Here is a 12,913-nt window from a genome sequence, read left to right as displayed (position 1 = left end):
AGAAAAGGTTGCCCGCGGGAATAATTTATATCCATTAAATTAAAACAAATGTTTACAACCCGGTACAATACGTAGTTTTACGCATCAAAACAGGTGGAAATACTCAATACTTGTTAAGCTCTTTGATTTATTTTTACCGCACCTGATTAACTAACACGACGAAAATGGCCGTAAGAATAATTTGCATTAAAAAGGATGAGGACAGTAACGATAACCCTTATTTAGAGATTGATCATTTTGAATGGATTAATGAACGGATAAACGTAAACGGTGTAACCGAACGAACGCTGATGCATGACTGGATAAAGGAAGGTAACGGCGAGGCTTATATTACTGATACTAAGGGAAAAAAAACCTACCTTATACCTGCAGTTTGCCCGCGGGGGAATAAATATGTTAAAACCGTTGTTGATGAAACTATAACAGACAATCTTTTATTATTGCCACAATGTGAGGAAAAATAAACTGCTTAAGCTAATCTTATAAGCATCAACCAAAAATTTCGCTCTATTTCAACTCCTATTTCTTATAATTTAATGGCAATTAAATTATAAGAACAATTTAAGTATGCCACTTAAACTTTTGACTTAGGTATAATATATTATTATATTTATTGAAACTTAAATATTTAAACAATGGACATTTCACACATTAACTGGCTTGCTATAATTGTAGCAGGGTTATCAGCATTTATGATAGGAGGGATTTGGTATTCAAAGCCTTTATTTGGCAATGCCTGGATGACAGACAGCAACCTAACCATGGAACAGATTCAAACAGGCAACAAAGGCAAAATATTTGGCTTTACAGCAGTTTTTTCACTCATTATGGCGGTAAACCTGGGGCTGTTTCTTGCAGATTCATGTGCCGGTAAAACCACTGTGGCTTGGGGTGCAGAAGCAGGTTTTTTAGCGGGAATCTGGACATTTAGCGCCATTGCCATTCATAGTTTATTTGAATTAAAGAGCTGGCGCTACATATTTATAAACGGCGGTTACAGTCTTGTATCACTTACTTTAATGGGAGCTATTATTGGAGTGTGGAGGTGATCTTTAGGGTTGATTGAGTTAGATTAGGTTTAATGGGTTGATTAAGTTGACTAATGAGTGGTTATTTAATTATTAATAAGGAGTCTCTTTCGGGCATTCGGACCAAGTAAAAACTGAATCCAACTCAATCAACCTAATCTAACTCAATCAACTATTAATATGAATAATAATTATTAGCTGCCATTAAACTTAATAATTTTGCGCCTGTCATATGTATATGGAATTATTATATACATATTAAACAGTTCTTGTCATGAAAAAAATATTTTACATACTACCGGTAGCAGTAATTTTAAGTTCCTGCTCACCAATAATATACACCAGTAATCCCCAGCCGGTTTATGATGACCAGTCACAATACGCCCAACAGCCGGTAACAGACCAGGTATTTTATGACGAGCTTAGTCCTTATGGGCAATGGATAGATTACCCGGATTATGGTTACGTATGGCAGCCAAATGTTGATGAGAATTTTAGGCCCTATGATACCGATGGTAATTGGGTTTACAGTGATGAAGGCTGGACCTGGGTATCAAACTACAGCTGGGGATGGGCACCCTTCCACTATGGCAGATGGTTTTACGATGGTGGTTACGGATGGATGTGGATGCCGGGGAACGAGTGGGCGCCTGCATGGGTAACCTGGGGCCAGAGTGGTGACTATTACGGATGGGCACCATTGCCTCCTAATGTTGGTTATAATGCTAATTGGAGACCAAGAAATGAGGACTGGAATTATGTACAGGCAGGGCACATTAACCAGGCAAATATTAATCATTATATAGTTAGGAATAATGTAACTGTTATTAATAATACAACCATTATAAATAATATAAACACCGGCAACTATAATAACAGCAATGGCAGAAATAATCACCGGGGATTTACTTACAATCGTGGTCCAAGGGTTAATGATGTTGAAAGTAGAACCAATACCACTATAAGGCCCGTTAGGATCGGTATTATTAATAAACCCGGGCAATCATTATCAAATAACCAGCTGAATGTTTACAGGCCGGTTATAAAACAAACCCCAACAGATCAGGGTGGTAAAAGGCCTGTGCCTCAGCGTGTGGTAAATTTTGGACAAGGCGATTATAGAAACCCTAACCAACAAAACCAAAGGCCAGGCAATGGTCAGGGTAATAACCAAAATCCAAATTCGCAACAGGGTCGGCAAAATCCAAGACCTGAAAATGGACAAGGAAATCAAAACCCAAGACCAAATAACGGACAGGTAAATCCAAATCCGCAGCAAGGTCAGCAGTACCCAAAACCGAATAATGGACAGGTAAATCCAAATCCGCAACAGGGAAATCAAAACCCAAGACCGGGTAATGGACAAGATAATAACCAAAATCCTAGCCCGCAACAGGGACAGCAAAATCCAAGACCTGAAAATGGACAAGGAAATCAAAATCCAAGACCGAATAACGGACAGGTAAACCCCAATCCACAGCAAGGTCAGCAGAATCCAAGACCGAATACTGGTCAGGTAAACCCAAATCCGCATGGTCAGCAGAATCCAAGACCGAATAACGGACAGGTAAACCCAAATCCGCAGGGTCAGCAGTATCCAAGACCGAATAACGGACAGGTAAATCCAAATCCGCAGGGTCAGCAGAATCCAAGACCGAATAACGGACAGGTAAATCCGAGCCCGCAGCAAGGTCAACAGAATCCAAGACCTAATAGTGGTCAGGTAAATCCAAATCCGCAGCAAGGTCAGCAGAATCCAAGACCTGTTGTACGGCCTGTGACTCAACCACGACCAAAACCGGTTGAGGCTAAGAAGCCTGAACCTGTAAAACAAGAAGTTCAACGACCACAGGTACAACAATAACGATCATAAACAAAAAAGGCGCCTGATTTACGATTTACGGACGCCTTTTTTGTTTATTTAGTTTTCTGGCTTTTGACAAATCACATCCTGTGATGGTCTGCCCGCCATTTTTTAATTTCTTTTTTAATCTCGGCAGAGGACAGATTTTCCTTTGCAGCTCTGTCAGCAAGCACAATAAACTCCTCGTCGGGCGCGAAGCGCAGTGCAATAATCTGGTTCATGGTAACCCTGCTGTCAAGAGGTTTGTGCGTTAATATAAAATGCCTGAGACTTTCTTCGGCACGGATGGCTCTGTCTTGTGCCCTTAAAGGGAATTGCCGCATGTAGTAAAAAACGAAAAGGCCACAAATAAAAAGAAGAGCTATTAATATGGAATTCAACATATCATAATGTGCTGCCCACTGTAAATATAAATTTACCAGGGCTGTAATGGTGCCGATAAGAAGAAAAGCACTAAGTACAAAGTGATATCCTTTTACGTAACGGGCGTGATGGGCGTTATTTTGCGCTAACATGTTAATTATTTTTTTATTTAGGCCAAGATACTACTATTTCAAGATACTACTATTTGATTTATGGCGAACGTTTAGAAACGACTTTTTAATGTTGAGTGAAGAACAAATAACGAGAAATTGCGTTAATATTTTTTACCAAAACGCAATCGATATGAATAACTCATTAATTACATCCGAAAAAACTTTTACGATAGGTGGCGAACTAACAATTAACAGAATGGGTTATGGCGCCATGCGTATTACAGGCAAGGGTATCTGGGGGCCACCAAAAGATGAGGCCGAAGCCATAAAGGTTTTGCAGCGTGCTGTAGAGCTTGGCGTAAATTTTATTGATACTGCTGATAGTTACGGTCCGTATGTGTCAGAGGAGCTAATTGCTAAAGCGCTTTATCCTTATCCTGCCGAGCTGGTAATAGCCACTAAGGGTGGATTGCTGCGCACCGGACCTGATGAATGGCCTATAAATGCAAAGCCCGATCATTTGAAAAAAGCACTTGAGGGTAGTCTTAAACGTTTAAAGCTCGGGCAGATAGATCTTTACCAGCTTCACCGGATAGATCCGATTGTTCCGGCTGAAGAAAGTTTTGAGTTTTTACGGCAGGCACAGGACGAAGGGCTGATAAAACACATAGGCTTATCAGAGGTTGATGTCGACATTATTAAAAAGGCGCAGGAATACTTTGAAGTTGTATCTGTACAAAATATGTACAGTGTTGATAATCGTAAATGGGAGCATGTGCTGCAACATTGCAAAGCACATAAAATTGCGTTTATTCCATGGTTCCCGCTTAATGCAGGCAACGTAGCAAGTCAGGATAAACTAAAACAGATAGCCGATAAGCACAATGCCACTGTTCACCAGGTAGCTTTAAACTGGCTGCTTAATCATTCGGATAATATTTTGCTGATCCCCGGAACATCAAGCGTAAAACATTTGGAAGAAAACGTTAGTGCAGCTTCCCTTGAACTTGCAGAAGATGATATTCAGGAACTAAATAGCATAGATCCCAAATGATTGATAATCAAATCATGAAAAGCTCGTGAAATGTAAAAAGGCTTTAAAACCATGCGGATTTTAAAGCCTTTTTTAATGTTTTCTTTAATCGGTTAAAGCAACTCAATTTTAAATAATTAAAATGCAACAAAACTTCTTGTTAAAACGTATGAATTAGTTATGAAAAAAATTAAACTTTCCATCATGATTTTGCTATTGGCCGGAGCAGTGGCATGTAAAAAAACTGATAACCCGTCACAAAAAATCACCGCTAATGTTTCAGGTGCTGACGCAGCAGATATGGTTGCCGGGTCTTTATCGGTTAATTCAAACGGATTCGCAAGTATAAGTGATGATGTTGCTGTACAGTCTAAAGTTTATATGGATACGCACCTTGCCTGCGGAAGCACGAAAACAGATACAATTACAAAAAAAAGCGGAGCCGGGGCTCCTGTCAGCTATAGCTATGGCTTAGGATATTCCTATACTTTAAATTGCAACAGTAATAACATCCCCGATAATATTACAGGGAAAGTTAACTACAGCGGCAATTTTAGCGGCCCGCATATTTCATCTGCCAATACAGGTAATTTAATTTTCAGGCTTGCCGGTTTAACCCCAACTGCAACTGCTTACGTTTTTAACGGAACCTTTTTACGTAACGGATCATTTGTTTCAAAAATTGATACTACTAACCATGGTAACAGTAACCTTACTATAGAAGTCAAAGACTTGAAATTTCGTAAACCGGCACGAACCATCGCCAGTGGTACCGCTACATTTAGTTTAAACGGCAGCGTTCCGAAAAAAGGTAATTTCAGCTTTACCGGCACACTTGTTTTCAATGGTGATGGTACCGCCAAACTGACAATTAATGGAACAATATACACGGTTGACCTTACTACAGGAGAAAAAACCAAGGTTTAACCTGTAAAGGTTTTTTAAATAATATTAAGTGGCCGCCCGGTATTTACAACCAGGAGGCCATTTAATAATTCAGTAAGCCCTAAAAGCTCATAGTTTAGCCTTTCTTATCCCACACTGGCAACCTTAAACGGTTTTACATCAACCGATTCCCAAATTCCCTGGGTAATGTAGGGCTCACCTTGTTTCCAGGCTTCCAGTTCCTCTTCAGTTTCAAATTGAAGGATCATTACTGAGCCAATCATTTTACCTTCATCATTTAGGACGGCTCCCCCTAAAACATAATTGCCGTTTTTTTTCAGTTCAGCAGCTGCGTCCAAATGATGCGGGCGCACACTCATGCGGCGTGGCAAAGCTTCGGCATCGGTAAAATCGTAAGCAGTAACAAGATATTGGTTCATGTTTATAATATTTAATGAAGCAAATTAAGTCCAAAGTGCTTAATTAAAAGAATTTTAAGTAACAATATTAAAATAAAAAAGAATAATAACTGTTAATATTACATTTTTTGCATATTTGCTCTTTCAACCAATTACAAATTCTAAATGAAGCACTTTCTTGCGCAGGAGTTTAATAAAATATACAATAAAGAAGCCGAAAATGCTTACTTTTCTCCCGGTCGCGTAAACCTGATAGGCGAGCATATTGATTATAATGGCGGACTGGTAATGCCTTGCGCAATCACTTTTGGAACTTATTTACTTGTTTCGCCTAATAAGGATGGCATCTTCAGGTTCAGGAGTTTGAATTTTGAAGATAAGCTGGATATTCCTGTGCAGGACGATTACAGTAAAACAGGGGAGTACTGGTTTAATTACCCGCTTGGCGTTATTGAATATTTTTTAAAAGATGGTCGCCCTGTTCGGGGTTTGGATCTGCTTTTTTATGGTGATATTCCCATCAGCTCAGGCTTGTCGTCATCTGCTTCTATTGAAGTGGTTACTGCTTTTGCACTAAATAACCTGATGAACAGCGGCTATTCAAAGCTCGACCTGGTGAAACTGTCCAAATCGGTCGAAAATAATTTTATTGGGGTAAACTGCGGCATAATGGATCAGTTTGCAGTAGCCTTTGGTGAAAAAAACAAGGCCCTTATGTTAAATTGCGATACACTGGATTACCAGGCTGTTGACAGTAATTTAGGTGAATACATTTTAGCCATTATAAATACCAATAAACCCCGTAAGCTGGCCGAATCAAAGTATAACGAACGGGTGGAGGAATGCCAGGCGGCTTTGACTGCGCTGCAGCAGCAACTGGATATCAATAATCTGTGTGATATTGATACGGAAACCTTTAACAAACATAGTAATTTAATTACTGATGAAATAATATACAAACGGGCCAAACATGTTATTGAAGAGAATGACCGGGTTAAGCTTGCCGCCGTTGCCCTTAGCCAAAATGATTTAGATGAGTTTGGCAGGTTAATGTATGCCTCGCACAATTCCTTACGTGATCTCTATGAAGTTAGCGGTAAAGAATTGGATGCCGTTGCCGAATATTGTAAAACTGATACCAATGTGGCAGGTGCCCGTATGACAGGAGCCGGCTTTGGAGGTTGCGCCATAGCTTTAGTTAAAGAAAGCGCTTTTGAGAGCTTTAGCCAAAAAGTTATCGCGTATTACATCAGCAAAATTGGTTATGCCCCATCTGTATACAGCTCACTTATTGGCGGTGGAGTAGGGGAACTTTTAGCTGAAAGCAAAAAGACCAAAGCTTAAAGCTGAGAAAAAGAATTATAATTGTATTAATGGCTTTCGGCTTTTTGCTTTAAGCCTTTTGCTGAAATGAAGAAACTAAAACTTGATGAACTAAACCGTGCTTCCGTAGCTGAATTTAAAGCTATGGAGAAGTTTCCGGTTGCTGTTGTGCTTGATAATGTGCGGAGCATGCATAATATAGGCTCCATTTTTCGTACTGCAGATGGATTTGCAGTTGAGCAGATCTGCCTTTGCGGTATAACCGCGTGTCCGCCTCATCGTGAAATAGAAAAGACGGCATTAGGCGCTACACAATCAATTAACTGGAAGTATTTTGAAACCCCTTTAAAAGCTATAGAACAATTACGTAATGAGGGGTATGCTATTATAGCGGTTGAACAGGCACAAAATAGTGTAATGCTGAATGAATTTTCACCGGCCGAAGGCGTAAAATATGCCCTTGTTTTTGGAAACGAGGTAAATGGTGTAAGTGAAGAAGTAATGGCAAATATTGATGCATGCATCGAGATCCCTCAATTTGGAACAAAACACTCTTTTAATATAGTAGTATCAGCGGGAATTGTTTTGTGGGACTTTTATAGGTCCATAGTCCATAGTCGATAGTCCATGGTCGGAAGCCAAAAAACTATTGACTATCGACCATGGTCCATGGACTGAAAATTACAAATGTATCACCTCACCATACGCATCAGCGGCAGCTTCCATAATAGCCTCGCTCATGGTTGGGTGCGGATGTACTGATTTTATGATCTCATGCCCGGTAGCTTCCAACTTGCGTGCAGTGACTACTTCGGCAAGCATTTCGGTAACATTATGGCCTATCATGTGAGCTCCTAAAAACTCACCGTACTTAGCATCAAATATCAATTTTACAAAACCATCTTTTGCACCTGCAGCGCTGGCCTTGCCCGATGCTGAGAATGGGAACTTACCAATTTTTAATTCATAACCGGCAGCTTTTGCAGCTTTTTCGGTATAGCCCACAGAAGCAACTTCAGGCGAGCAATAAGTACAGCCCGGCATGTTATTATAATCTAACGGATGAGGGTTTAAGCCGGCAATTTTCTCAACACATATAATGCCTTCTGCCGATGCAACGTGTGCAAGGGCCTGGCCTTTAACAATATCGCCTATGGCATAAACACCATCAACGTTGGTTTTGTAATAGTCATCAACTATAATTTTACCCTTGTCAGTTTGCACGCCGTTTTCTTCAAGTCCTATGCCTTCAAGATTTGTTGAAATGCCAATTGCTGATAAAACTATTTCAGCTTCAAGTGTTTCTGTACCTGTTGCGGTTTTTACTTGTACCTTGCAAATATCACCACTGCTATCAACCGACTCAACATTAGCGCTTGTCATGATATTGATACCTTGCTTTTTAAGTGTACGTGCCAACTGCTTCGAAACTTCCTCGTCCTCCAATGGTACAATGTTATCCAAAAATTCAACTACGGTAACTTTAGTGCCTATTGCATTATATACATAAGCAAATTCAATTCCTATGGCTCCTGAACCAACAACTATCATTGATTCTGGTTTTTTAGGTAATATCATCGCCTGGCGGTAACCTATTACTTTTTTACCATCCTGCTTAAGGTTAGGCAGTTCGCGTGAGCGGCCACCGGTTGCTAAAATTATATGTTTTGCAGTTATATCCTGGGCTACGCCAGTGGCGTTAGTTACAGTAACGGTGCCTTTGCTTTTCAGCTTGCCGGTACCCATAACTACATCTATCTTATTTTTCTTCATTAAAAACTGAACGCCTTTGCTCATACCGTCAGCAACACCACGGCTTCTTTTTATCATGGCTTCGAAATCAATTTCACTGCTGCCAACCTTTATACCATATTCTGCCGCATGGTTGATGTATTCAAACACCTCGGCGCTTTTTATCAAAGCTTTTGTTGGGATACAACCCCAATTTAAACAAACGCCGCCAAGCGACTCTTTTTCAACTATAGCAGTTTTTAAACCCAACTGTGAAGCACGGATAGCAGCTACATAACCACCAGGACCGGAACCTATAACAATTAAATCGTAGTTCATATTTTGATTATAATGTTTTTTAAAATGACCTTTTGTATTTTGAGAATAGAAATAATTAAGCTTTGCCTTTTAACGGAAACAAAAATTTTATGTTCAGTTAACTGGCTTTGCTGCGTGCCATCGCTAAATTCGACGCCAAAGCTAACTAAAAGGTACCAAATGGTAAAATTATAGCTTGAGGTAATTGTTAACGGTAAATCATAATATCTATAAAAACCATGGTTTAACTAAATATTAATAATTAATCACTTTATCGCGAAATATTGTATAAATAATGGGTCTTTATTAAAAAATCTATGTGAATTATTCGTTATTGTTGAAAAACATATAATAAATATTAACACAAACTTAATATTGACTGTAATGGGATGAGTTATCTTTGCGACTAATTAATTAGGTTTTAAACAAAAACAAAATTGTATGAGGAAGTTTTTACTTTTTATTTTACTTGCCGGGATCACATTTTTTATCAGTAAAAATGTATCAGCCCAGGGTGTTACCACCGCCAGTGTTAACGGGATCGTTTCCGATAGCAAAGGCCCTATACCCGGAGCAACCGTTTCAATTACACATGTGCCCACGGGTACAGTGTATTCAACTGTAACACGCACGGATGGTCGTTTCAACTTGCCAAACTTAAGAGTTGGCGGCCCGTACACATTTAAAGTAACCTTTATTGGTTACAAGGATAATATCCAGGAAAACCTCACGCTTTCGATCGGTCAAGATCAGAAGCTGGATACTAAGCTTGTGGACAATACCACAGCGATTGGCGAAGTAGTTATCAGGGGTTCTCAGGGTAAAGTGATCAATTCTTCACGTACCGGCGCCCGCGAAACGATCAGTCGCAACCAGATCGAAAATTTACCTACCATTAACCGTTCACTGGCCGATTTTACCAAACTTACTCCATCAGCTAATGGCTTAAGCTTCGGCGGACGCAGCAGTAACTTTAATAACTTAACTGTTGACGGTGCTTTATTTAATAACTCTTTTGGCCTATCCGGCACATTGGGTGGTCAAACCGGTTCACAGCCAATTTCATTGGATGCCATTGACCAGATCCAGGTGGATATTGCCCCCTATGATGTTAGGCAGGGTAACTTTACTGGTGCTGGCGTTAATACTGTAGTAAAATCAGGTACCAATACAATTAAAGGTACTGTATATGATTATTTACGCAGCACAGGCTTAACAGGTTATAATGCAGCGGGTAAACAAATAACCAAAACACCATTTAACTATCACCAGGTTGGAGCCAGCATAGGTGGACCGATCATCAAAAATAAATTATTTTTCTTTGTTTCGGGTGAGGAAGAACGGGTGAGCGCGCCTTACTCATCATACGTAGCTACCGGATCAGGTGCAAGCGGAAATGTTTCGCTGGCTGATGCTACTACCCTTGACGCGATCAAGAAAAAACTGATCACTGATTATGGTTATAATCCAGGTGATTACCAAGGCTATAATTTAGCCACTTCCAGCAATAAATTAACTGTTAAATTAGACTGGAACATTGATAAAAACAATGTATTGAGTGCTAAATATTTTTACCTGAAATCCTATGCCGATCAGCCGCCAAGTAATTCCGGTACAATTGGTTTAAATGCCACAACACGTTCTGCAGGTTTAAACACGCTGCCGTTTTTTGGTGCAGGCTATCGCATTAACAATAACTTTAATATCGGTATCGTAGAGCTCGACTCACATATCAGTGATAAGCTTTCAAACAGGTTAACTGTTGGCTATTCAGCTTTACGCGATTTCCGTGCGTCATCAGGAAGCTCAGACATTCCAATGGTTGATATAGGTAATGGCCAGGTTGATGCTGCGGGTAAAATTGGAGCTTTAACAACCAGCTTTGGCTATGAGTTGTTCACTGCAGACAACTTGTTGAATACAAACATTGCCCAGTTCAGTGATGACCTTACCTTATATGCAGGTAAACACGAGATCACTTTTGGTACTAATGACCAGATCCAGAGCTATACAAATGGTTTTGCTCCTGATTATAACGGGCAATATACTTTTTACTCAGCTGCAGACTTTCTTGCAAATAAACCAGCTGCTTCTTATGCCTACCGTTATTCAGCATTACCTGATGGTTCATTCCCTTATGCTAAAATTAAAGCTTCTATTTACAGCGTTTACGTACAGGATAAATTCCACGTTACTGATAGATTTCTCTTAACCTATGGCATCAGGGCTGACTATGACGTGTTTCCAACCTCTTTGGCCCCAAATAACAATGCCGCTGCATTAACTTTCCAGGGTGGTTATGCCAATGGCATCCATGTTGATCCTTCAAAACTGCCTTCAAACAGGGTTTTGGTTTCTCCGCGTGTAGGCTTTAACTGGGATGTATTTGGTGATCAAACTACACAGGTTCGTGGTGGTTCAGGTATATTTGCGGGTACTGTTCCTTTTGTATGGATCTCAAACCAGGCTTCAAACAATGGTTTATTATTTAGTTCAGGTACTGTTACAACACCCGGCGACCCACGTTTAGTTTTTAATCCTGATGTGAATCATGGTCGCCCTGTTCCTACTCCGGGCAACACTGTTGCCCCTAATACTTCTTACGAGCTGGATGTAGCTAACCCTAATTTAAAGTACCCTGAAATATGGAGAACCAACTTAGCCGTTGACCACAGGTTGCCTGGTGGAATTATAGCCACAATTGAAGGCGCTTACACTAAAGATATAAATGCTATTTATCACCAGAACCTTGTATTGTCAAATGGTAGTAATACGCTTGACGGCCCTGAAGGACAGATACGTTATAAAAACAGCAACTTTACCCAGCCACCATCAAAAGGCGGAACAAATACTGGTGTTATAAATGCTCAAAACCCTATTATAACAGGGTTATATTATATGACTAATACCAGCAAAGGCTATTCGTATTTTGTTACCGGTCAGTTGCAAAAATCATTCAGCAATGGTTTTTATGCTAACGTAGCTTATACCCATAGTGGCGCAAAAGATGTTAACGACGGTGGTTCAACTGCAGCAACTATCTGGAGCACACGTTATGTTGCAGGCAATCCAAATGCTGATAATCTTTCAAACAGCTCTTTCGTTCAGCCTAACCGTATAATAGCTTCAGTTTTCTATAAAAAAGAATACGCCGGTCATGCAGCTACATCAGTAGGTTTATTATTCGAAATGGCTAATAATGGCGCTGTATCATACCTAACCGGTGGCGACCCGAACAATGACGGCGCAACCAACGACCTGATGTATGTACCAAAAACACAAAGCGACATCATTTTGGTGCCAAATAACACAGACCCTACCAAAGGCCCTGTTGATACCCGTGATGCCGCCACACAGTGGGCTCAATTGAATAATTTTATCAACCAGGATAAATACTTAAGCAAACACAGAGGTGAGTACACCCAAAGAAATGGCGTAATACTGCCGTACTTCAAAAGGCTTGATTTAAAAATTGTTCAGGATTTTTATGTAATGGTTGGTAAATCTAAAAATACCATCGAGATCAGCTTTGATATGATCAACGTCGGTAACTTCATTAATAAAGACTGGGGTAACTATCAAACTACCTTTACAGGTGTAAACTTTGGTAGCGTAACCATTCTGAATTATAAAGGAAATGTTGGTGGAACTGCTACGGGAAGGCCAACTTATTCGTTCCCTTATCTGAATGCTGCTAAGTCAACCCCTGTTACCGAATCATTTGTTAACGGAACAAGTCAGTTATCACGCTGGCAAGGTCAGTTAGGTTTAAGATATATTTTCAACTAATATCAATCTTTAACTATATAAAAAGGGTCCCCGATTTTTATCGGGGA

The 12,913-nt window shown here is 40.0% G+C and carries 11 protein-coding genes; 8 read left to right on the top strand and 3 right to left on the bottom strand.

Annotated features, from left to right (window positions below):
- The first annotated feature begins 164 nt into the window (after positions 1-164).
- The 3 genes from JWQ54_RS01625 to JWQ54_RS01615 all read left to right on the top strand — a co-directional run bounded on the left by JWQ54_RS01625 (position 165) and on the right by JWQ54_RS01615 (position 2,892).
- On the top strand, positions 165-464 hold the full coding sequence (locus JWQ54_RS01625) for a DUF3892 domain-containing protein (RefSeq protein WP_299579201.1): 300 nt from the start codon (positions 165-167) through the stop codon (positions 462-464).
- Positions 465-635: 171 nt separating this feature from the next.
- Complete coding sequence (locus JWQ54_RS01620; protein ID WP_299579198.1) at positions 636-1,049, top strand: DUF1761 domain-containing protein; 414 nt, start codon at positions 636-638, stop codon at positions 1,047-1,049.
- A gap of 253 nt (positions 1,050-1,302) precedes the next feature.
- On the top strand, positions 1,303-2,892 hold the full coding sequence (locus tag JWQ54_RS01615) for a DUF6600 domain-containing protein (RefSeq protein WP_299579195.1): 1,590 nt from the start codon (positions 1,303-1,305) through the stop codon (positions 2,890-2,892).
- Positions 2,893-2,972: 80 nt separating this feature from the next.
- On the opposite strand, the gene JWQ54_RS01610 is transcribed toward JWQ54_RS01615, so the two are convergent.
- Positions 2,973-3,407: a DUF6526 family protein gene (locus JWQ54_RS01610; RefSeq protein WP_299579192.1), complete on the bottom strand. Its 435-nt coding sequence runs from the start codon at positions 3,405-3,407 to the stop codon at positions 2,973-2,975.
- Positions 3,408-3,558: 151 nt separating this feature from the next.
- Here JWQ54_RS01610 and JWQ54_RS01605 point away from each other — a divergent pair, with 151 nt between their 5' ends.
- A complete protein-coding gene (locus JWQ54_RS01605) occupies positions 3,559-4,422 on the top strand; it encodes an aldo/keto reductase (protein WP_299579189.1) in 864 nt (287 codons plus the stop codon).
- A gap of 159 nt (positions 4,423-4,581) precedes the next feature.
- Positions 4,582-5,328, top strand: coding sequence for a hypothetical protein (locus JWQ54_RS01600; protein WP_299579186.1), 747 nt, complete (start codon positions 4,582-4,584; stop codon positions 5,326-5,328).
- Between the two features lie 104 nt (positions 5,329-5,432).
- Here JWQ54_RS01600 and JWQ54_RS01595 read toward each other — a convergent pair whose 3' ends face one another.
- Entirely contained in the window at positions 5,433-5,726 is a 294-nt protein-coding gene (locus JWQ54_RS01595) for a YciI family protein (RefSeq protein WP_299579183.1), read from the bottom strand.
- Positions 5,727-5,870: 144 nt separating this feature from the next.
- On the opposite strand from JWQ54_RS01595, the gene JWQ54_RS01590 reads away from it, so the two are divergent.
- Both JWQ54_RS01590 and JWQ54_RS01585 read left to right on the top strand, forming a co-directional pair.
- The gene (locus tag JWQ54_RS01590) at positions 5,871-7,049 is read left to right on the top strand and encodes a galactokinase (RefSeq protein WP_299579180.1); all 1,179 of its coding nucleotides are present in this window, start codon (positions 5,871-5,873) and stop codon (positions 7,047-7,049) included.
- Positions 7,050-7,115: 66 nt separating this feature from the next.
- Positions 7,116-7,652 carry an RNA methyltransferase gene (locus JWQ54_RS01585; RefSeq protein ID WP_299579177.1) on the top strand — a complete coding sequence of 179 codons (537 nt, stop codon included), beginning with the start codon at positions 7,116-7,118 and terminating at the stop codon, positions 7,650-7,652.
- Between the two features lie 57 nt (positions 7,653-7,709).
- On the opposite strand, the gene lpdA is transcribed toward JWQ54_RS01585, so the two are convergent.
- Positions 7,710-9,098, bottom strand: a complete 1,389-nt coding sequence (gene lpdA / locus JWQ54_RS01580; protein ID WP_299579174.1) for a dihydrolipoyl dehydrogenase — start codon at positions 9,096-9,098, stop codon at positions 7,710-7,712.
- 420 nt (positions 9,099-9,518) lie between these two features.
- Here lpdA and JWQ54_RS01575 point away from each other — a divergent pair, with 420 nt between their 5' ends.
- Complete coding sequence (locus JWQ54_RS01575; protein WP_299579171.1) at positions 9,519-12,866, top strand: TonB-dependent receptor; 3,348 nt, start codon at positions 9,519-9,521, stop codon at positions 12,864-12,866.
- Positions 12,867-12,913 lie beyond the last annotated feature (47 nt).

This window comes from Mucilaginibacter sp., from assembly GCF_028288225.1.
Lineage (GTDB): Bacteria > Bacteroidota > Bacteroidia > Sphingobacteriales > Sphingobacteriaceae > Mucilaginibacter.
The sequence above is the reverse complement of the archived record's forward strand: the minus strand, read 5'-3'. Positions and strand labels throughout refer to the sequence as shown.